Raw genomic sequence first — 22,004 nt, forward strand, 5'->3', positions numbered from 1 at the left:
GGGGCATGTAAGGGAGGACGAATGGGATTAAATGGATTCACCCACCCCCAATCATAGCATGGAAGGCCATGGCTGATTCCGGGATCGCTAGGCGAAAACGGGATTATCCACCAGTGTAATGGCCAACCCAAACCGGCCGGCCCCGTAGTCTATCGGCTAGGATGCCACCTTGACATGGTGGAGGGGGCAGTTCGATTCTGCCCGGGGCCATTATTAGGATACCGTGACTGAAAAAAATAACCATTCTCTCAAAATTTTCAATGTCATGCCCATAAACCGAGGGAAATCCCTTCCCATTTCCATGGGATAAAAACCCGAAGGGGACGTAACCCTTTTCAGTAAAGCTTTAGGAAAGGTTCCCGAAAATTTTCATAAAAAGCAAAGGGGAGACAAGGCTTTACGAATGACTACCCGATCTGAAAAAGGCCGGGTGGGGGTGTTCCAAATGAGAAAGATGGACAATAACATAAGAAAAAAGGATGATACTATCATGGGCCTCCTCGCCCTCGGGATGCTCGCGCTCCTCATGGGAGGGAGTGCTGCGGCCGCTGGAATTGAAGTGTTTTCTTCAGCCCCAGCCATCAGCGAAACTGGATTGGTCACATTACCTTATGAGAAAAAAATAGATAGCCACAATGAGACGGACGCGGAAGCCAATGTGAAATGGCAGACCGATGACGATGTGGAAAAAACTATCAGCATCCGCGCGGAATCCGATAATGAGTGGAATCCAAATACCCGCCTCGCGAGCGACGTGACAGCGGATATCCGAACGAATGGATTCACCGTGAGCAGCGAACGCATCACGCATGAAGTAGGGGTTTATTCCAAGGCGCACACTGGAGTCGCCGTAGCCTCCCGCGTGGAAGCACGAGAACGTCTCCTCGGGGATGTGGATAATGCCCCCGCAAAAGAAAAACAGGAATTCAAGATCGCCGCCAGGGCATTGCGGAGCAACATCCGGCAATTCGTGGAAAATGACATTACCTTGGGAGGATCCTACAATGGGTTCTTCGGGGGGGACATCTTTCCCACGGTCATGGCAACCCCCTTCACTATCACCCAGAAACTGGAACTCTTGCAGGGGCTGTTCATGGGGATGGAGAATGAAAACTATTCCCGACACACCTTCATGGCCTGGTCCATCAACCAGGATTTCATCGCCATGGGAAAGATGGGGGGTACTATTGAGAATGGAATCTTCAGCGGACTCGGGTATGGTTGGCACAATGGAAACTCCCAAGTGATGAAACTCTTCCTCGGGAATGGGTTCATAGCCGGCCTGCAGGGCACCAATGTGTTTTGGGGAACCTATGACGCCGAAGGGAATTTCACGCTGGTTAACTTGGGTGGAAATGCCCAGCAAACCATCACGGGGACATTCACATTGTACTGAATGCTCCTTGAGAAATGTGAAGAATGCGGGTGGCGCGCACCCCCTTAATCCCCCCTCCTCCCCTATCTCCGGGGGGCGCGCCCCTATTTAATTTTTGAGAAAACTCATTTCCGAGCATGGGGGAAATGATGGTGTTTCTTGTGATCCTCTTCAGATTCTGACCCATCCACGGACGAAGAATGGTTGTTCTCTTCTTTTGGAGAAGCCGAAGAATCTTTCTTTTCGGGGGCGGGAATGGTGGGAAGTGGAGTTGAGGCGTTCCCGGATGATTTGGAATGGATCAACTGGTTGATGAGAGCGGATAGTTGAGCCGCCGCGTCATCCATTTGCTTCACCCGCTTGTCCATTTCCACCAGTTTTTGGTCCACACGGGATTCGAGGGAACTGGTGGATTTCTTGAACGCCGTTAACGTATCCTCGCGCTCCATATTGGCCTTGCGGAGAGAAGCGATGAACTGCTTCTGGAACATGTCCAGAGATTGCATGCGGGTGTCGGCCTCCATGAGCTTCTGACCTAATTCCTTCTTGGAGGCATTGAATTCATCCATTTGGGTCTTTACATGGACATCAAAATCAGCTGTCTTCTGGTGAATGAGGGTGTCCATTTTGGTATTCACGATCTTGTCAATACCATTGATCTTCTCATCCACGTCTTCTAAACGCGTAGCGAGTTCATCGTCGAAATGGGCCTTGGCGGCATCCAATTGATGGGTTAAATCGGCGAACTCCTTAAGCACCTCCTGGACATCACGCGAGGCCAAGTCGGCACCCAATTTCTTGAGTTGAATAATCTCATCCTGCATGTCATCCCGCAAGTCCTTCACGCGCGCTTCTAGTATTTGGTTGGCCTGTTGCTGGAGCTGGTCCGCGAGGCCGGAGGTTATTTTCTGCTCCAATTCTAAAGTATGCGTGGCGCGTGTTTCGACATCGCGGAGTTTTTCTTCGGTGGAGGAAACCAAATCATTGACCCTGGACTCGATGTCGTCCAGTTTGGTGTTGACATCATCCAAAATGGATCGGCGCAGGGAATCCAACCCCTCCACTTTTGTGGAGAAATCCGCCACCAAATCCTGCAAAATCATCCGCTGACCCTTGATGCGCTGTAAGTCTTCTTGCGTGGCGAGATTTAAGGTCTTGATCTCCTCGATCTTCTGGGTGAGCATCCCATCCATGTCGCGGGATTTGGCGTTGAGTTGGCCCTCGATGCGCATGCTCATGAGATCACGCTGGCTTTCAAAGAGGGTTTCCATTTTCTTCTCGAGGGCTTTTACATGCTGTTGAATGCGGGCCTCCATGGCATCATCGATGGACTTTTCCAATTGCTCCATTTTGACGAGCTTGGAATTCACCGTGTCGAGGATTCCTTTCTCCCAGAGATCGACGTTGGACTTGAAGGAAGGCGGGGTGGGAAGGGTAAGCGTGGAAGTATGGGCGGAAGGCGCACGCATCGTGCCTCGATGGGGAGGTGATGAAGGTTGGGATGACGCATGAGGTGAGGAATGGGCGGGGAGAGATGCATCCGATGAAATGGGTTTTTCCTTGGATTCATGCGAGTGGGCTGCTGTTTCCATTTGCTCCCGGTGGGCGTCGCGGTATACTTCTTCCGCCTGGTGGTGGGTTAGGCCCATGGCCTGGAGCTCCTTCACTAATTCATCCCGCTCCAAACCCATGCGGACGAGCTTCCGGACCGATTCGAGGATAGCGGGGCTGTAGGGCATGCTTGGAAAAGGGTTTTTGCCGAATAAAAAGTAGTCCTTTCCCAGGGAGGGGATGGGGCGTTTTATAAAACGATGGCGGGAGGATTTTGATATCGGAAAAGTCCCTTTCAACCGAATCGGCTTTTTTGATCAAACTTTTTTTCTAAAAAAGTTTGGGCGCTTGGCGCAATGGTAGCGCGCTTCCATGGCATGGAAGAGGTTGGGGGTTCAAGTCCCCCAGCGTCCATCGCGGTTTTCGACTACGATACCCATTTGAAGGGAAAAAGGGCCAACGGTTAATAAGTTGGGGTAAATGGACTCATTATGGCAACATTGACCAACAGTTTTTTTGACATCAACAAGCTGCCAGCCGAAGAAGGCATTTTAGTTTTCCCCATTTCAATGAGTCGAATTTCCAACATACAAGACGCAAAACATTGTTGGGATTATTTATTGATATTCAGTCCAGAAAAAATAATCAAACCATTGGTAGGATTAAATTTTTTCTATTGCGACTACCTCTATTTTTCATCCGATGAAAAGGCATCAACACTAAAAAAGAAATTTAGTCAATTGATTGTAAATCACAAAAATGAATTTCTCAATATTATTCGCAAAAATCCATTTTATATTGAAAAGGCTGTCTCTTTTACGACTTGGAATCAGATATATCTGGACTGCAAAGATTTTACCAGATTTTTTGGAGAGCTCAAAAGGTTATATCAGTCGGACGAGAAGTTGAGGGGATACATGAAAGAAGATGCGGCACGGGCGAAGAAAAAGTTGACTCTAAATCAAATTGACTTCTTCCTGGAGGAGATTTTATTTTCTTATCTGGTGACGAAAGGGGAGGTTACACTCCACAATGAATTTATTCAGAATCACCACAAGTGGATTTTATATTGTTATCCAGGTAAACCATTGAAAGCTCAGATTTATATTTTTCAGAAAAACCCATTCAAACGGTATAATCCCAACAATAAGTTTGATGATGCATACTATGATTTGGCCGACAAAAAACTATACAACCTTGCAAAAATTGACCTCAAAACATTTGATCTATAACCCGACTATACCATATTTTTAGAATGCTTCAATGTGAATCATAATCGATACATATTTAAATCATTTATGGGGTTATTGGTTTAGGTGACTGTATGAATGTGATTTTGAGGGGAAAAACGAAACAAATCGCGGAAGCCATGGTGGAAGAAGGCTATGCCAATTCCCAATCGGAAGCCATACGGTTAGCATTGGTTGATTTTGGGCAACACCATTTCGGGGAAGTAGAGTTAGTTAATCGGAAACTAGATCGCATTGACGAGGAAATCAAATCTGGGAAACGAAAGCTGCTGAACGCGGATGAGGCATTGGGAAACTATTCCAAAAATGCCAAGTGATGCTCCAATCCCCTCATCCCGTTTCTATAAGTTTACTATAAATTACTATAACTTATAGTAACTTATAGTTCATTTGGTTTCAATAATGAGAGTATAGTAGGCCCCTCGATATTTGCCGTTTTTTCTTATTTTTCCTTGCTTGATAAGCTCATTAAGATCGGCGGTTGCCGTCGGTTGTGATACCCCCGTCATTTTTCGATAGTCGGCCGTCTTAAGAATAGGGTTCTTTTGGAGGTATTGCAGGGCCTGTTTTTGTCTTTTGTTTAATCCATCCACTTCTTTTCGTGGTTTTTTGCTGGAGTGATTATAGAAAATAACTTGGAATTGATTTCCGATTTCGTAGAATTCTGGATCTGGTAAGCGGGCTTGGCGAAACTGCTTGCGGATGAGGCGAACCCCCAATCCAAGACCTTCTCCTAATTTTAGTTCATGCAAAAGCCGGTAAACAATCGGGTTACGATGAACTGGGGTTCGATCAAAATTGTTAATATTTTGTCCCGGCATGAGCCCGCCTGGATTCGTAATCTGTAATCGGTCTTCGTAAATCTCGATTAGAGCTTCTTTGGTTTCGAAATAATCACGATGGCCGATTGCGTTGGTAATGACTTCGCGAAGAGATTGCTCTGGATAATCCAATATTTCCTCTCTCTTAGCTCCCACAAGCGTTAAGTGTTTCCCAACATTTTCTTTCACGATTCGATAGGTTTGTTCGATAAGCTCGGGAATCGTTCCCTGAACTTTTTTATCGTGAACAATAGAACTGAGATCAGATTCCATTCCCATATATTTGACAATTCGTACTTCTAAATTTGAAAAGAACCGATTGGGATCCTTGGCGAAAAACAGCAGTGCAGCATTCTTAAGAAAAAATTCCCCATTATAGTTGGCTACATTTATTCCAGCTAAGACTGGCTTTAGCTCGTCTTCCTTTTTTGGATTGATCTTTACCCCTCTAATCTTCAATAGTTTTCCAACTTTTTCCAGATCCAGACTGTCCATATTCGCCTTGCTTCGGGATTCTTCAAAGTTCATTAGCGCACGCTTTTTGAGAAAGTCCATCAACTCTTCCCCCGCAAGCGAAAGATTGGTGGTTCCCTGCCGGACGTAACATATCTTCTTGAAAAAACAGGGATTATGGGAGAGTGGAAAAGCCTCTATTTTTAGCACGATAAACGTTTTTCCCTCATGGCGAACAAACTCTTGCTCAGGCCGAGGATCCGGACGACATTGTTCCAACGTGGCACGAATGATTTGAGACGAAACATCGGGGTTATTGACTCCAACAGGTGTTTTTTCCTTCGGATCGACGCCGATAACGATTAGCCCACCGAAAGAATTCGCAAATGCTGCAACGGTCTTCCCCAGACTAACTTCGGACGCATTGGACTTAAATTCTAATGCGGGACTTTCCCAATCTTCAATCCAACGAAGAAGGTCACTGTACGAGTAGGACATGTAGGGAGACCATATGTTCAAAAATTAAAAGCCTATGCAAAAATTACGAGCTCATTTTATCAGATTCACGAGGCATAGCTGCGGCATGAAGCCTGTGAGTAGGGTAAATCAGAATAAACCCCCCGGCGTCCAATTTACTCGAAAATAAGTATGTATAGCGATACAATAAATAAAAATAATCCGCCAAAAAAAGTGAATACTTCAAAGGGTCTATGAAATGAGTAAAGTAAAAGGGCAACGCTTAAAGAAATAATCCCAGCCAAAACAAATTCTTGATGAAGCTCTAAATCAGGAACCCCCCGAATTCTTTTCACAGCTCCGATAAATACTATCAGAATAATCTGAACAATTGAGGACAATAAAATGCTAATCAAAATGATAATTTCAGTCGAATATTGGGCAAAAAAAGTACTAATACTATAACCCGCATTCGCATATAAAATGAACAGACCTATACCAAGAATGTTCCAGATATAGAAAGGAACCGCTTCAACTTTTTTTGAAACGGCCTCTAACACAGTTGATGCATCAGACATCATTATCTCACGGCGAAATCAATAGAATGTTATCCCCGCGCAGGACGACCTTTCCGTATTTTGTTTTTGGGTTTCCGTTCTCCAGGCTCTCGGCGTTCTCGAGCACAATATTCATGTGGACGTCGAAGGCTTTTAGGACACCACGGAATTGAAGATTGCCCTTGAGCTCAACTAACACGTTTTTACCGATGCTCTCGTTCAGCAGGTCGAAGGGTCTGGATGGGGTTTGATTGGCCATGGTACTATTCCTCCAAGAAAAGAATGGTTGATAGGAGACTGGATGACCAAAACTACTTAAATAAACACCCATGGGGGGGATTTTCACCACTATTTCAATGACTTCCTCCCCACCCTAAAGGGTGGGGTATCCAACAAATAGAAAACGCCACCTGCGCGCGAGATCGCTCGCCAAACAATGGGCGACGAATGGCGCCCTAAAGGGCGAGGAATCCATCTTTTTCCCCGGGCTTTTTTCTAAAAAGCCCGATTGAAAAAAAGCCTATACTTTCATCTCTTCCACGCCACTGCCCTTCTTTCCCCCGAAGAGACGGGAGAAGAAAGAGGCGATGGATGCCAGAATCCCTTGGCGTGGGGTAGGATGGGAGTCCCCGTGAATGGGTAAACCCGCGAGTCGGGCAGCGAGCTTCTGAACTTCAATGCATGATTTGGCCTGGGGGTTGCGGAGGATGACGGGCACCACTTTATCCTTGATGAAGGAGTGACGCATCTCCACATCATACGGGATGACCGCGTAAACCGGGAGCTCGAGCATGCGAGAGACTTCATCTTTGGAAATTTCCCCCTTCTCGAAATGCACCATGTTGAGGACAATGCCAAGGGGCTTGCTGCCCAGGCGCTGGGCGACAATCTTGGTTTTCAAAACGTCCGCGATGGATGGGGAATCGGGAGTCGCGATGAGCAAACATTCATCCGTGGCCGCGATGGACGCCAGAACGGATTTCTCGATGCCAGCGGGGCCGTCGAGGATAACAAAATCGTATTTATGCTGGATGGACTTGATGATGGAGGAAAGCCTGTCCGCGTCGACGCGGCGATAGTTCTCAAGAGATAATCCAGAAGGAATAAGTTTCAGGCCGGCCGGACCATCGTACAACGCATCCTGCACCCCCGCTTCCCCGAGGAGGACATCATGCAGAGTGATGGGAGAGGACTGCATCCCCAGCAACAAGGAAAGGTTGGCCATGGCGATATCCGCGTCAACCAAACAAACGGAGACTCCGCGCTGGGCGAGCGCGATGCCCAAGTTGGCGGCGATGGAGGTATTGGAACATAGGATTCCCGTGGCATGGGCGAAATGCCCGCCATAATCCGTTATCTGGAAATCATACACATAGGGATGATCGTAGGGAATTCGTTTTACCTCTTCCACGCGGCGAAATTCAACATTATCATTCAGCATTTGCTCCAGCCAGGACAGGAGGGGGTGCTGAACCATCAAACGACGATACACTTCCAAATACCGTCGGACAGCCCCTTTGGAAAGGGCATAATATTCCCACTCGTATTCGTACACCATCTGCTTGGTGCAACCCAATTCCTTTCCGATCTGTAGACCCGTGTACCCGGCATCCATGCGAATTTGCTTTAGGAGTTTTCCCACAGGGTACACATCAATATTCGTGTTCTCAACCGCTGGACTCTGAAGCTGATCAAGGAGGCGGAATGCTTTCCTTTTTCCCGTGAATCCAATGTAATCCGAATATCGTTGGGCATTAGCCCCTGTAATGTAAATACGCCAATAGGGTTGTTTGGAGGCCATTCTCCCATTGGTGGCCATTTTATAGGTCAATTTTATCTGGGAAGAGATTCCGAAACGCGTGCGCAAAATCGAGGCCACCTGGAATGCCAATTTCTTCGATTTGGTATCCAGTTCGATTTCCCGTCGATTGATGTTCACCGTCCCATCCGTATCAAAAAGACCCCTTAGGAAGGCGGCAATGGATGGGTTTTGGGAATGGAATAGAGCGGTTGGCACCTCCTTCTCCCCGGCCAAGGCTATTTTTACCCCATACTTCATGAAAAGATCGCGAATGGTTTTCTTTTTGTACTGGCTGAAAACATGCAGCCCACGATCCATATTTTCATGGATTTCCCCAAAAACATCTTTGTATGCGTTCCGAATGTTATCCGCCAAGTCTCCGGGCTCGGCACAGATGGAAATACGGTTCGCCTCCATATGCCCATCCCCGATAACGTATCCCAACCACGTAGCAATAGGGATAGGAACACCCTCAGCATTCTCCTGATCATAAACGCCCTTGTGCAACACCAAATAATCTTTCGCTGGGATAATCGCGTCGGCCCGGATTTTCTGCAAACGACCAGACCGCATCACAATGAAATGGTGTTCGGGCGTGACGGAAACACTCCCTGCCGCACAGGAAACGGTGAGCAACTCCTTGGGAGCTGGCTTACGCATCAAATGAACGGGTTTATCCTGGAAATGCACGACCTTCTGGTTCTCCTCCGAAAACAAAAAAGCGTGAAGCTGCAAATCGCCTGGCGAATCGAGGACCTCAAACACTTCTTCCAAACCATCAACAGTTTTCACGATGGCTTTCTTCACGGCTAATGGGTTCTGGGCGATGAGGGAATCGATGTACGGGCCGATTTGAATGATATCCCCATTCGCCAATGAGATGAACTCATCCTTATGAAGGCTCTTCCCCACGCCGCCCTTCCCCGAAACAATAGTGATACTGCGACCCATGGATGCTCACTCAATAGGATGTAGAAAGGGTTTAGGCATTTAAAGGAACGCGTGGGTCCCCGCTAAAATAAGAACGCAGGGGTGGATTGGGGAAATAAAAGCCCTCGCTAATAGAAAGGCCTTTTGGCAAATAACCCTTTTTCTTTGATGAATTTGGACAGGGACATAGCCCTTGCCTGCCGCTCGAGAGCAAACAAGTCATCCGCTGCTTCGAATGGATCTTTCTTCTGGGTTTTGGGATTTAGCATACCACAAACTAGAACGGCCAGCATTTTTTCAGGTGTGAGGTGAAGGGGATATCGGTATACTGTTTCACCAAGGGTGCCGCTGTAATAGGATATTCGATGGATGCATTTGTTTATCTGTCCCCGCAAATCGGGCGAAGTGGTGCGACGGGTGTAGAGGTATAACAATTGGCGCGCCGATTCGGGGGTGCCAATCTTTCCTAAAGTGTGAAGAACTTGGAAACGAGAACGTGGGAAAAGATGAAGACACCGGAACAAGGTGGCACGCGTTGTTTCATCGGAGAATCGTTCCAGTCGCTCAATCGCCAATTCCCTATTCGCCAGAGTGGGGTCGTGCAGTGACACGAACCGGAGCAGATCGCGGGTGAGGGGATGATCTATCATGCTGACGCGCATGAGCGCCCGATACCGGATGGAATGAATAGGATCTCGGAGGGCCGCATAGGCTAAATATGGAAACGATTTGCTTGGATGAGGCACTCCTTTCAAGAATAGCCAGCTCCCGAAAAGGTCCGTTGATCGTGGGGCACTTTCCATTTCCTCCCGACCCATCTCAACAATTGCCTCTATGCGGAGACCACGTTTTTCTTGGGAATCCAGACTGCGCACAAATTGTTCGATAAAACGAAGATCTCTCCCGGGAGGGAGCTGGGCCTTGCCAGCATAGGCCGGGACATTCATGAACATCCGCCGCCAGAGCCGGTCGTACCACTGTATCAACAACCGACGGCGCTCAGGAGGAGTGGAATCCGGTAATCTGGATTTGAGAGCTCGAGCACGGGAACGCAATGTTTTCCGCCCGCGTGGATGAGAAGCCGGCATGGAGAGAAGATCGGCTCCTCCCATAAAAGGATTGCTCAATCCCCATGCGCCTTGAGAAAGGATTCGATTTCCCTGGCGAGGACCCTGAGCTCGACGGTGGTCAGATCGGAGGTGGCGCGGACGATGTAGACCTTTTCCTGGTGGGGGAAAACCATGAACCAGCGGTCTTTCTCTTTCACGAGGATGGTTTCAGATTCGGGGAGCTCGGATTTGACATAGTTGAACATGGATGAACCGATGATGGCCTCTGAGAAATCATTTTCATCCGTGGAGATGACGATGCTCCCATTGGGAGAACAGATGCAAATGGAATCCACCAAATGTTTTTTCTTCATGGACTGCATGAGTTCCTGGAGGGAGGAGGTATTCAATTCATAGCGGTGGCGGGAAAGAAAATTCTTGAGGAGATGCATCTGGTCACGCGGTACTTTGTGGTCATCCACATCCAAAACCTTGCGGGTGATGTTGTCCAACAATCCCCTCATTTTGCCAAACATACAGGAAGAGGGACCGCTATCAATACAAAAACCTATCTTCCTATACCCGCCAGCCCGAATTTCTTGAAAAGAGACTCCTTGGACTGGGATTCCTCGGGGCGGGTCCCCTGGAGCACGGTTCGGATGAGCTGAGGGTCAAATGGCTTGATGAAAGGAGAAAACTGGCCCTTGGATAAGGGTTTGGATAACGCGAGCTTGCCATTGAAAGCCATGACTAAGTCAACCTGCTGCAAGGATAAGGAAACGATGTCGATGACGGTGTGTTCGGCGGCCATGGCGTTGAAGACATGAGGAAGGGATTCTGACCCATAAAGAATTTTGGAGACACCATGGTATTCAAACACCCCCCCCATGCCCTGGCCGACGCGGAAGAGGAGGGCTCCTTCGTCTACGCCTATTTCGGATAGGGTGGAGAGGATAAGGTAGCCGGAAAAGGTGTCACGTGCCAGGATATCCAACTCCTTTTTGGCATCGAACTGGCGGGATGACTGGCCCTGGGCCTTGAAAACACCCGTGGGGAGGTTCATGGAAGCAAAATGGGTGGGGAGTTATTAAGGGTGGGGGAATGGTGCCATGTCGTGGGAGCGGCGGTACCATCGCGCTTTAAAAAAAGACCCTCATCGTGATTGGGAAGAGGAAAGGAAATGAGCGAAATCAAATTCACCCCTGTTGGTCAACTCCGGGAAGGGGGCTACGTGCTGATCGACGGGAACGTGTGCCAGATTAAGTCCATGGAGAAGAGCAAGCCGGGAAAGCACGGATCGGCGAAAGCGCGGATATCCGCGATGGGATTATTCGACAACCAGAAAAGGAATCTCATGGCCCCCGTGCATGCGGATGCGGAAGTGCCAATAGTTGAGCGTGGAAATGCCCAGGTTATTGCGGTGGTGGGAGGACAATTGCAGATCATGGATATGGAATCGTATGAGATGACCAATGTTCCCAAATCCACTGAACTGAAAGACCTCAAAGCCGGGGATGAAGTGGAATACTTGAAATACGACAAGAACTTCAAGATCCTTCGCAAGCGGGGCGAGACGCAAGGATAAAGAAAACATCCGCCCGAAAAAAATTCTATCTTTTCTCCAAGGGATTGGCCAGGAGCCCTCCAGAAGCCTTGAACCTATATAAAGAGGCAGTCCTTTCTCGGGGAGTATGCGCACCGCATGGAAAGCTGGGCTGATTCTCTTATTCGCCGTCGCGATGATGCAAACGGCACATGCGGATTTGGTTTGTGGAACGAACGTTTTGCCAAATTCGGTGATTGTCCTAAAGTTATCCAGCAGCACAAACGCCCATGCCGAGCTGCCCACTCAAAACAATTATTCGGTAAACATCTATTGCCATGAAACAAGCGGCGTGACTTTATTTAATGACGGTTCAAACAACCCGGTCACGCTGTTGAAATTATCATCCAACACCAATGCCCATGGGGAGGAGCCGGACCTCACGAATTATCCTTTTTCTGTACAATTAGGGCACAATGGACCAGCGGGGTCTACTATTGTAGTTAATGTGGCGGATGCCACCCAAGGACAGAGCTGTGCATCTATACCAGGTGGACTTATCTACACAGAAGTGGTTAGACTATCACGATCAACCAATGCCCATTTACAAGCACCAAATTTTGTGGGTTCGAGTCCTTATGATATTATCATTTGTGCGGCTTATAATTCTGGAGGATCCTTCGTAGCAGGGGACATAATAGAAACCACCATCCCCTCCTCTACTATATTTCCAACTGGCCTCGAGGTAAATCAAACAGGGGATGTAACGATCCGAACCGATAACTTGGTCGATAACATATCAGAATATACCCGAGTGGCGACGCTTCAGATTGTGGCAATCTGTGATTTGACCGATTCAAAATGTCAGAATCTAAATAACGGACGTGCCGATTATAGTTTAACTAAAACTGAAATTGAAAATTTATTTAGTGGAAATTCATCTTCGATTATTGGCAATAGCATCCACCTAATCGAGTATTCAGAACCATCTGGTAGTTTAACCTATGACCCAATCTATACCGCCTATTCAACCTTTTTATCCAATAATTACCCTTTAGCGAGTTATGAAAAATTGAATCAGCTTGATGGCACTCCGGCAGTATCTTGGAATTATACGGTCGATCCAAGACCAACAGCATTGAATTTAGTGGTTGGTCAATCGTATCGAGTAATCGCATTCAATTATTTGGCTGAATATGACCACACATCCCCACTCTTTAATGAAATTGAGGGTTGGCGATACCGGATCGATAATGCGTTCACATTCGATTTTGATGTCGTCCCCCCCAGCGGAGGCGGCAGTGTGGTCGGAAGCGGGGGCGACATTTACATCCTGAAGGATATTGCGTTCCCGAACCTGTTTAGGGGGAATAATATTGATATTGAAATCACGGCGGAAAACCTGAAGTTTGGGGATCCCAATTATCCAAGTGTTGAAAACGCCGAGGTCCAGATATATATCCGTGACTCGAAAGGGGCGGGAATCCAATCGTACCAGCCGCTAACGCAATCTATCACATTCGATAACCAGGTTGAAACGTTTACGTTCACACTAGAACAAGTGAGTGTACCGCCTGCACCGGTTTTCGCATTGGGAGAAACGCACACGGCGTACGTGGCTATAACACCTTATCAGGATAGGGATCCTACTCCCCCGGATTACAGTGAGACCCTTCACTTGAACAACACGGGGTTCAGGACGTTCGCGGTGGTGCAGGCCCCGCAGGCGGTGAGTGTGCCGGACGCCCCATGGTGGATTAATATGGTGGTGTTGGGGATGGTGTTGGGATTCTTGTTTTTGGGAATGCGGAAGAGGAAATAGGTATCTAGGTGGCCGGGAGCTCTTTCTTGGCGAACATGACGGGTCCTTTGATTATGGGTTTGTTTTTCAGGTCGAGGGGGGTTTGAAGGGAGGAAAAGGAGGGTGGGGGAAAACCAAATTGGGTGGAGATGGCGGAAGAGGATAGGGGAAGGATGGGAGTAATCAGGATGGCGATGCGGCGCAGCAACTCCACTTCCGTGGCGAGGAGGGATTCCACCTCAGAACGCTTTCCCTCTTTCATCTTTTTCCAGGGTTCCTGCGTGGCGATGGATTGGTTGCCCAATGTCACGAGTTTCCAGGTGTGAACGAGGGCCGATTGAAGATCATGGGCGAGGTAGGATTGGTAGGCGGCGGCCGAATGAGTGGTGGATTCCGCGAGAATAGAGGGGTCCAAGGGGGCAGGAGGAATAGTACTATGGCAATATTTCTCGAGCATGGATAGGACGCGATAAACGAGATTTCCCAGGCCGTCAGCCAGGTCGCTATTGGCGCGGGCGAGGAGGTTTTTCTCCGAAAAAGACAGGTCATTTCCAATGGGAGTTTCGCGGAGGAAATAATAGCGGATGGCCTCGATGCCATACCGGGAAATAAGAAGTTGGGGGTCGATAAAATTACCAATGGATTTGGACAGCTTTTGACCCTTTTCATCATTTATGAAGCCGTGGACCAATATTTGCTTGGGTAAAGGAAGCCCTGCGGAGAGGAGCATGGCCGGCCATAAGAGGGAGTGGAAACGGTTGACATCCATGCCAATCACATGAATGTCAGCCGGCCAGAATGCTTCATATTCATCATTGGGGTAGCCGGTGACGGTGAGATAATTCACGAGGGCATCGGACCAAACATATATGGTGTGAGACTCGTCGAAGGGGAGGGGAATCCCCCATTCCACGGATTTGCGGGAGAAGGAAATATCTTTCAACCCTTGTTTCATGAATTGATCCATCTCGTGTTTGCGGAAGGAGGGAATGATGTTTGAAGGGAATTGGGCATACCACTCCTGGAGGGCTTGTTGATAGGCGCTCCAGCGGAAGAAATAGGATTCTTCCTTCACTTTTTTAACCGGTTTTCCGCAATGGGGATTGGGACAAACAGTGACACCGTCTATTTTGAGCAGATCCTTTTCAGTCCAAAAAGTCTCGTCGGAGACACAGTACCAGCCCTCATAATCGCCCTTGTAGAGGTCACCTTTATCATAAAGGATTTGAATGAAATGCTGGGCCGCGTGGATGTGGTTTTCATCCGTGGTGCGGATAAATGTATCGTAGGAAATGAGAGCGGCGTCCAGAATGGATTTGAAACGGGTGGCCATCTCGTCCACGAATTGGTTGGGGGGTTTCCCCGCGGCGCGGGCATATTCTAAAATTTTCTCTCCATGATCATCGGTGCCCACCGAGAACAACACCTTTTCCCCATTCAACCGATGCACGCGCGCAAGAACATCCGCGAGGGTCTTTTCATAGAGATGGCCCAGGTGGAGATTGGCATTGGGATAATCGATGGCGCAGGAGATGAAGAAACCCTTGGGCATATGAAGGAAGGAAGGGAAAAAAGGAGTTAAAAGGGTATTACGAAGAGATGAGGGGGAGGATGGGAGTGCGGGATTGAAGACCTATTCACGTCTACTTTCTGCCCTTGGGCTTGGACTTTTTGGAAAGAAGCCCCAGCTCCTGCTGCATGTCCTCCACCGAATACTGGGATTTATAGCCGTGGCGGACCAGGTATTGCTCCATCTCCCAAATGGAAATATGGGCGTCCATGGCGGCCTGGCTCATGGTCAGCTTCCCCGCCTTATACCATTCGGCGGCCTTTCGGCGCAAATAGGCCTTGTACCCTTCTTCCAAAAGCATCCGAATGGCGGTCGACCGATCCACTTTTTCTGTTTTCCCCATATCATCTATTTTGGCAAGCATGTCCTTTTCGACACGGATACCAATGGCCTGACTTCCGTTCATGCGTTTACCTCCCGGATGTTTTTATCCAATACATGGGATTTGAAGGTTTTTAACCCCAATTAAGAGGTTTAATTTCTTATTTCCGAGACATGGTCTGGTTCTTCTGAATAGTTTCGCGTCGAGCATGTGAAGGGTTTGGCAGGAGGAAGGGGAAGGGAAAGAGGAGGGAAAAGCGGAGATAGGTTTGGATTTTATCACGGGGGCAGCGGGAGGGGGTTTGCAATCAGAACTGGGTTGGGTTAAGTAGGTGGGTGGTGTGGAAGGGTAACTCCTTCTACGTGCTCCCTATGCTACGGCGGTGCACCGGACAAAGCACTATATTACTGGTACGGCTAATTAGGATTGTGAGCGCCAATGGAAAGAGAATCCTTCAAAGAGGGCCAGCGGGATGGCTATTCCAAGCCGGATGAGGAGATGGGAGTCGCCCCCTATGTGGGAAAGGGAGAGGCCAATCCTTTCATCCCCAAGCTCGAGGAATTCTTTTCCACCCACTACAAGAAGCAAATCGAGGATCTGGTGAGGGAATACCCCCAAAAACGGTCGCTGGTGATTGATTTCAAGGATTTGGAGGAATTCGACTTCCAGCTGGCGGACGAACTCATCGACCACCCGGATTTGGTGCTGGAAGCCGCGCGTCTGGCCGCCCAAAAGATAGATGTGCCCGCGCTGGAAATAGAGGTTTTCGCTCCCAATGTGCGCGTGCGGAGCCTGCCCCGGGATAGGATGCCCTTGGTGAAGGATATTTCGGCGCGCCATTTGGGAAAACTCATCACCCTGGAAGGGGTCATCCGGCAGCTCACGGATGTGCTGCCCAAATTGAAGACCGCGACCTGGAGTTGTAAGCGATGCTCTAATACGTATGTCATCGAGCAGGATGGGCACCAGTTGAGAAAACCTAATTTGTGCACGTGCAAGCACCGGGATTTCGAATTGGTGCCCGACCAGAGCACGTTTGTGGATTATCAAAAGATTCAGATCCAGGAACCATTAGAGTTGCTCAAGGGGAGCGAGCAAGCGGTGAATCTGGATGTGTATATCCAAGATGATTTCGTGAACAAGGTGGCCCCGGGAGACCGCACGCAAATCACGGGGATTTTACGTTTATATCCCCCCAACAAGGAGAAGAAAGCGGTGTATGGGAGGTATTTGGAAGCCATCCACCTCGAGGAAACCGAGAAGGAGTTCGAGGAAGTGAATGTCGCGGACGAGGATGTGGAGGCCATCAAGGCGCTGGCGCAAAACCCGCGAATATATGGGCTGCTATCGGAAAGCATTGCCCCCACCATCTATGGGCATGAGATCGTGAAGGAATCCATATCCTTGCAATTGTTCGGGGGAGTGAAAAAACTGTTGCCGGGAGAGATGACCATTCGGGGAAATATTCATGTATTATTGGTGGGAGACCCGGGCACGGGGAAATCCCAACTCCTGCAGGCCACGGATAGAATAGCCCCCAAATCGGTGTATGTGAGTGGGAAAACAAGCTCGGGCGTAGGCCTTACCGCGTCAGCTGTTAAAGATGATTTTGGGGAAGGGGGATGGACGCTCAAGGCGGGAGCGCTCGTACTGGCCTCCGGGGGCATGGTAATGGTGGACGAATTTGATAAGATGGAGTGCCTAACCGGAGACACGCTTGTTTGCACCCAGAATGGAGAATTGAAACCCATTCAAACGATTTTTGAAGAGGCCAAAAAGGAAGGAAGAATCGAAAAAAATGAAAACGGAACAAGCATACGCGATATTCAGAATCGATATGTACTATCAATGGATGAAAACCTGAAAATAGTCAAACGAAAAATGCTCGCGGCCCATGAATACCCCCATCAGGGAAGAATTTTGGAAATACGACTCCAAAGTGGAGAAAAAATAAAAACCACCCCCAATCACCCTTTTTTTAGTACGACTGAAAAGGAGGTTAAAACCATTAAAGCCGGAAAATTGAAAGAAGGAGATTTTATCCTCGTTCCTGCCCGCTTGCCTAATGAAGAAGCAAGAGAATTCAATGAAAAACAATCACGCCTGTATGGGTATTTGGCTGGAGACGGAAATGTAACGTATAATCCGCCAGAAAATTATATGGTTCGATTCACCAACAAGGATGCAGAATTGCTGGATGACTTTAGTGTTTGTTGCGAAAGTATATTCGAGAAACCCACTATTTATCCCAGCGAAATTCGAGAGGGAGGTCTAATGTGCACACGGGCAAACGGACAAGCGTATGTTGATTTCATTGCAAAACATGCTCCCGGGCTCATGGAAAAATTTGACCAAAAATACACTCCATCGAATATTTACCACTCCACCCAAAACACCGCCCATTACCTTCGGGGAATATTCGATTCAGAAGGGAATGTGGATACCCGCCACCAACAGGTTGGCTTTGCTTCCACCAGTGAGCGACTAACAATGGAAGTCAAGGCATTGCTGTTAAAACACGGAATAGTATCCCAAATACAGCACAAAGCATCCAAAGAAAAAAGAAGAGCTTCGTACGTTCTTCGAATCACCGATCATGACTCGCTTACACTTTTTTCCCAAAAAATTGGGTTTACCAGCAATAAAAAACAAAAAAAACTCAACACATTCATTCAACCAAAAAAAGAAAGAAGCGTTATCAATGTTATTCCAAACGCAGGAAGCCTACTCAAGGATATTCGAATGGATTTAGGATTACTGCAAAAAGAATGCGGGATAAACAAGGTCACCTACAACAATTTTGAAAATGAAACCTCAAACATTAGCATCAAAAAAGCCCAAAAAATACTAGAAACATTCACGAGTTTAGCATTCAACAAGAACATTTCCAAGGAAACAAGGAAAAAAATAGAATACTTTGAAAAACTGGTTCATGGGGATGTCCGATGGAGAAAGATCCGAAAAATAAAAGAGGTTACACCCATCACGCCTAACCACCTAAGCTACCAACGCACGCACCAATTAAACCAATATCTAGCCGAAATCGGAATGAAAAAAATCGTTCAAAAAAGAATGAAAGAAGCCATCCCGGCACTCATTCGAGAACTCGAAAAGAAAAAAGAAAATATCCGAGAAATGGTGAAAAATGATATCCAAACGTGGAACGAAGCGAAAAAAGCCATTGAAAATAAAGCGATTGTCCAAAAAAATATGGCAAACGAATTGGGAGTAAACCAATCGACCCTGACACGATGGTTAAATCAGACCACCACCGCCCCCCCTCACGCGCTCCAGAAAACAACCGAAAAAATAAAAAGAAAACTATTGGAAAAAAAGGAAAAAATAGCACAAATAGAACAACTTTTAAACGAAACGATAGCCGAACCCACCACTCACATATACGATCTCACCATAGAGGGAAGCCATAATTTCATTGCAAATAATATCATTGTGCACAACTCAGAAGATCGGAGCTCCATGCACGAAGCGATGGAACAGGGACGGATTAGTGTGGCCAAAGCCGGGCTGGTGACCCGGTTTAAGACGGACACAAGCGTGCTCGCGGCCGCCAATCCCAAGCTGTCTCGGTTCGATCCATTCAAACCTTTCTTCGAACAAATCGACTTGCCCTCCTCCCTCATCTCACGATTCGACCTGTTCTTTATGATTAGGGATACATTGAACAAGGAACGCGACGCTGCGATTACCCAACACATCTTATCCACCCATCAGGCGGGAGAACAAATGATGCAGATGCAGCGGAGTGGGAAGAAGATGGATGTGGAATGGCAAAAAGCACTCGAGAAGAAAGTGACGCCTATCATCGATACTGAGATGCTGAGAAAATACATCTCGTACGCCCGACAGAATGTGTTCCCGGTGCTCAGCCCGGAAGCCGTGCTGGTAATCCAGGATTTCTATGTTGGATTGAGGGACCAAGGAAGGCAGCAAGGAAGCTATTCGGCGACGGCACGGCAGTTGGAAGGACTGGTGCGGTTAGCTGAAGCAAGCGCCCGCGTCCGATTGAGTGACGTGGTGGAGAAAGAGGACGCGGATAGGAGCACCCGGTTGGTGCGGGCGTCATTGGAGGATGTGGTGCGAGATCCCGAGACGGGACGGATTGACATTGATATCGTGACGAGTGGGCAGACACAGAGCTCACGTGACCACATGAGAACGATCCTTGACATTATCCGGAGCAAGGGGAAGGAGATGGAGAAGGTGCCCATCCAGGATGTTATTGCGGAATCCATCGAAAGGGGTATTGATGAAGAGAAGGTGCGGGAACTCATCACCAAGCTCAAGCGGAGCGGAGAAATTTACGAACCCTCCCATGGGTATCTCAAGGGCGCGTGAGAACGCATAAAAAGAATGACTGGGTGAAGGGAACCTATGTCCCCTCCCCCGAGACAATGGAGAAAAGCCACTAATAGGGAAAAAGCCTCTCCTAAGAAGCGATTGATGGGAGAATATGCAGTCGCCAAATGGTTGGCGAAATCCCTGAACTTCCATTTTGGTCAAAGGCGGGGGGATTTTTTGCGCGAGAGGATGGGGGAAACGAGGAGATATCTGGCGGAACTCAACCGCGAGCGGAAGGCGGCCGGGAAAAATCCCCTCACGATTGAGGAATTGATTCACATCATCCGGGAGAGCCAATAGAATGCCCATCCGATCATTTTTTCACGTAGTGAAGAAGGCGATGCAGGCCCGGCGCGTGCGGAAGAAGGCCATGAGCCCAATATCTGATAAACGGTTGTACCGGTTGATGATGCGCGAATTCGGGAATATGCATCAAGCGATAAAAAAGAACCGAAGAGGGAATGAGCATCCCATCCAGACGTATGCGCGCATCCAGGCGATGAAACAGCACTGGGCGCTCCGAAGAGCATACGCGGCCGCACACGTATATGGGTATGAGACGCGGAAAGCCCTCCTTGGGGGGGATGGGAAACCACGTGGAATCAAGGATTTGATTCCCATTATTGGAGAAAGACGGGCCGAGGCATTCACGCAGACGTTCAGGGAAAGCATGGCCATCGGCGGGGGAATGGAAGAGCGGGCGTTTGTTGAGGACGCGGAGAATCAGGCCCGGAATGAGGAAATATTGCCGGGCTCTTCCCCATTCAGGCGGAAACGCGCGGCATAGATTTATGAGCGGTTCCGGGGATAGTGGAGAGAGCATGGATAAACCGCTATTGGCCCAGTTGGCGATATATTTCATAGTCGTACAGGCTTTGGGGCTGTATGTGGGTTATTCCCTTATTCAGGCGGACCTGGAACCGGTTATTTTCTCTCCGGACCCAGATGACCCTGTGAATTCGGTGGGGCTACTGGCCTACATCCTGGTGGGAACCCTATTCATCCTGCTGGCCATCAAATTTCTTCCAGATAGACTGTTATATTGGGTGTTCAAGGGGATAGAGAGCCTCGCGCTATTCTTCACCGGATTCATTGTTCTGCAGGCCTTTATTCCTGAAGAGGCCGCGCTACTCGGAGCGGTTGGATTGATTATGATACGGGTGTTTCTTCCCCACATCCTGGTATGGCGAAACATCTCATCCATGGTGGCCACCATTGGAGCGGGGGCCGTGATTGGCATATCCATCGGGGTGTGGCCGGTGATCATTTTTCTCATCGCATTGGGAATATATGATTACATCGCCGTGTTCAAGACCAAGCACATGGTGACGATGGCCAAGGCGGTGGCCAAGAAGAATCTGAGCTTTACTATTGCCATGCCCACGAAAGACCATCAATTCGAATTGGGAACGGGGGATTTTGTGATGCCCCTCATCTTTGGAGTGAGCGTGCTGGGGGATAGCCTTTCCAAAGGGATTCCCTGGCCGGGCGCGGCCATACCCTCCATCGCCATCCTCCTCGCCTCTTTAGCGGGGTTGGCCATCACCCTGGATTATGGAAGTGGACGCATCGGGAAAGCCCTGCCCGCATTACCATTGCAAGTGGCGCTCATGGTAATCATGTACGGCCTGCTCGTGGCGGGCGGGGTGGTGTGACATCGTATGCGACGGAATGGGGTGCGATTCGGATTGTCACCCGTGACATGGCCCGCAACCCCATTGGAAGGGGAATGGGTGTTCATGCATGGGGATATTATAGAATGCCGCGAGGGGAATGGGGAGGTTCGTGTGCGTGCGAAGGATGAGAAGGGGGAGTGGGAGGGCTATTGCCCCGCGGATAGGGGAATGAATGTTCCCAGGGAAAAAGGGAAATACGTACGCACCTATGGAAAAATAGTGGCGCAACCGGATGGGGGAATGAAAGTGGCCAGCCAGTGGATCAAGGAAATTGAGGAAAGGGAATGGGGGTATTGCGTGGAAGAGAGCCAAAAGGAATGGATACGGCTCCTGGAAAAACACCCGGAATTGGATACAATAAGGCCGTTCGTGTTGGAAAGGGTCGCACCCAAAATGGGGATGGAAAAGAAATCCCCTATCAAAGAGGAAGACGCTGAATTCGTGGCCGCGAGCGAATTCACCGTGGAACGGCATTTTGTGTGAAGGGTTG

At 48.6% G+C, this 22,004-nt stretch carries 20 protein-coding genes and 2 tRNA genes; 12 read left to right on the top strand and 10 right to left on the bottom strand.

Features of this window, described 5'->3' with window-relative positions:
• Positions 1-138 precede the first annotated feature (138 nt).
• Together Q8P05_02620 and Q8P05_02625 are read left to right on the top strand one after the other, a co-directional pair.
• Positions 139-210 (top strand) — tRNA-Val (locus Q8P05_02620).
• Between the two features lie 193 nt (positions 211-403).
• On the top strand, positions 404-1,396 hold the full coding sequence (locus tag Q8P05_02625; protein MDP2666369.1) for a hypothetical protein: 993 nt from the start codon (positions 404-406) through the stop codon (positions 1,394-1,396).
• Positions 1,397-1,500: 104 nt separating this feature from the next.
• Here the strand turns inward: Q8P05_02625 and Q8P05_02630 are convergent, their stop codons facing one another.
• On the bottom strand, positions 1,501-3,114 hold the full coding sequence (locus tag Q8P05_02630) for a hypothetical protein (protein MDP2666370.1): 1,614 nt from the start codon (positions 3,112-3,114) through the stop codon (positions 1,501-1,503).
• A gap of 154 nt (positions 3,115-3,268) precedes the next feature.
• Between Q8P05_02630 and Q8P05_02635 the strand changes: the two genes are divergently transcribed.
• The 3 genes from Q8P05_02635 (at position 3,269) to Q8P05_02645 (ending at position 4,493) form a co-directional block, all read left to right on the top strand.
• Positions 3,269-3,340, top strand: a tRNA-Ala gene (locus Q8P05_02635).
• A gap of 77 nt (positions 3,341-3,417) precedes the next feature.
• Positions 3,418-4,158 carry a hypothetical protein gene (locus Q8P05_02640; protein MDP2666371.1) on the top strand — a complete coding sequence of 247 codons (741 nt, stop codon included), beginning with the start codon at positions 3,418-3,420 and terminating at the stop codon, positions 4,156-4,158.
• A gap of 92 nt (positions 4,159-4,250) precedes the next feature.
• Positions 4,251-4,493 carry a hypothetical protein gene (locus Q8P05_02645; GenBank protein MDP2666372.1) on the top strand — a complete coding sequence of 81 codons (243 nt, stop codon included), beginning with the start codon at positions 4,251-4,253 and terminating at the stop codon, positions 4,491-4,493.
• Between the two features lie 69 nt (positions 4,494-4,562).
• On the opposite strand, the gene Q8P05_02650 is transcribed toward Q8P05_02645, so the two are convergent.
• From Q8P05_02650 to Q8P05_02680, 7 genes are all read right to left on the bottom strand, one after another.
• Positions 4,563-5,948 (bottom strand): ATP-binding protein, encoded by a 1,386-nt coding sequence (locus tag Q8P05_02650; GenBank protein MDP2666373.1) that lies wholly within the window; start codon positions 5,946-5,948, stop codon positions 4,563-4,565.
• A 134-nt stretch (positions 5,949-6,082) separates the two neighbouring features.
• Positions 6,083-6,487 (bottom strand): hypothetical protein, encoded by a 405-nt coding sequence (locus tag Q8P05_02655; GenBank protein MDP2666374.1) that lies wholly within the window; start codon positions 6,485-6,487, stop codon positions 6,083-6,085.
• Between the two features lie 4 nt (positions 6,488-6,491).
• Positions 6,492-6,722 (bottom strand): LSm family protein, encoded by a 231-nt coding sequence (locus Q8P05_02660; GenBank protein MDP2666375.1) that lies wholly within the window; start codon positions 6,720-6,722, stop codon positions 6,492-6,494.
• Between the two features lie 261 nt (positions 6,723-6,983).
• Positions 6,984-9,215, bottom strand: a complete 2,232-nt coding sequence (minD, locus tag Q8P05_02665; protein ID MDP2666376.1) for a cell division ATPase MinD — start codon at positions 9,213-9,215, stop codon at positions 6,984-6,986.
• A 107-nt stretch (positions 9,216-9,322) separates the two neighbouring features.
• On the bottom strand, positions 9,323-10,282 hold the full coding sequence (locus tag Q8P05_02670) for a HEAT repeat domain-containing protein (protein MDP2666377.1): 960 nt from the start codon (positions 10,280-10,282) through the stop codon (positions 9,323-9,325).
• Between the two features lie 35 nt (positions 10,283-10,317).
• Complete coding sequence (locus tag Q8P05_02675; protein MDP2666378.1) at positions 10,318-10,779, bottom strand: hypothetical protein; 462 nt, start codon at positions 10,777-10,779, stop codon at positions 10,318-10,320.
• Between the two features lie 32 nt (positions 10,780-10,811).
• Positions 10,812-11,306, bottom strand: a complete 495-nt coding sequence (locus Q8P05_02680; GenBank protein ID MDP2666379.1) for a hypothetical protein — start codon at positions 11,304-11,306, stop codon at positions 10,812-10,814.
• Between the two features lie 117 nt (positions 11,307-11,423).
• Between Q8P05_02680 and Q8P05_02685 the strand changes: the two genes are divergently transcribed.
• Both Q8P05_02685 and Q8P05_02690 read left to right on the top strand, forming a co-directional pair.
• Positions 11,424-11,828 carry a translation initiation factor IF-5A gene (locus tag Q8P05_02685; protein MDP2666380.1) on the top strand — a complete coding sequence of 135 codons (405 nt, stop codon included), beginning with the start codon at positions 11,424-11,426 and terminating at the stop codon, positions 11,826-11,828.
• 106 nt (positions 11,829-11,934) lie between these two features.
• Positions 11,935-13,608, top strand: coding sequence for a hypothetical protein (locus tag Q8P05_02690; protein MDP2666381.1), 1,674 nt, complete (start codon positions 11,935-11,937; stop codon positions 13,606-13,608).
• Positions 13,609-13,612: 4 nt separating this feature from the next.
• On the opposite strand, the gene metG is transcribed toward Q8P05_02690, so the two are convergent.
• Complete coding sequence (gene metG / locus Q8P05_02695; protein MDP2666382.1) at positions 13,613-15,139, bottom strand: methionine--tRNA ligase; 1,527 nt, start codon at positions 15,137-15,139, stop codon at positions 13,613-13,615.
• Between the two features lie 91 nt (positions 15,140-15,230).
• Positions 15,231-15,563 carry a UPF0175 family protein gene (locus Q8P05_02700; protein ID MDP2666383.1) on the bottom strand — a complete coding sequence of 111 codons (333 nt, stop codon included), beginning with the start codon at positions 15,561-15,563 and terminating at the stop codon, positions 15,231-15,233.
• A 354-nt stretch (positions 15,564-15,917) separates the two neighbouring features.
• On the opposite strand from Q8P05_02700, the gene Q8P05_02705 reads away from it, so the two are divergent.
• The 5 genes from Q8P05_02705 to Q8P05_02725 are packed head-to-tail and all read left to right on the top strand — an operon-like array spanning position 15,918 to position 21,997.
• Positions 15,918-19,835 (top strand): LAGLIDADG family homing endonuclease, encoded by a 3,918-nt coding sequence (locus Q8P05_02705; GenBank protein MDP2666384.1) that lies wholly within the window; start codon positions 15,918-15,920, stop codon positions 19,833-19,835.
• 36 nt (positions 19,836-19,871) lie between these two features.
• Entirely contained in the window at positions 19,872-20,138 is a 267-nt protein-coding gene (locus Q8P05_02710; GenBank protein ID MDP2666385.1) for a hypothetical protein, read from the top strand.
• Between the two features lies 1 nt (position 20,139).
• A complete protein-coding gene (locus tag Q8P05_02715) occupies positions 20,140-20,625 on the top strand; it encodes a hypothetical protein (protein MDP2666386.1) in 486 nt (161 codons plus the stop codon).
• A 34-nt stretch (positions 20,626-20,659) separates the two neighbouring features.
• Positions 20,660-21,493, top strand: a complete 834-nt coding sequence (locus Q8P05_02720) for a presenilin family intramembrane aspartyl protease (GenBank protein MDP2666387.1) — start codon at positions 20,660-20,662, stop codon at positions 21,491-21,493.
• Positions 21,494-21,499: 6 nt separating this feature from the next.
• Positions 21,500-21,997, top strand: coding sequence for a hypothetical protein (locus tag Q8P05_02725; protein ID MDP2666388.1), 498 nt, complete (start codon positions 21,500-21,502; stop codon positions 21,995-21,997).
• The last annotated feature ends 7 nt before the right edge of the window (positions 21,998-22,004 follow it).

Source organism: Candidatus Diapherotrites archaeon (assembly GCA_030688545.1).
Classification (GTDB): Archaea; Iainarchaeota; Iainarchaeia; order Iainarchaeales; family VGJJ01; genus VGJJ01.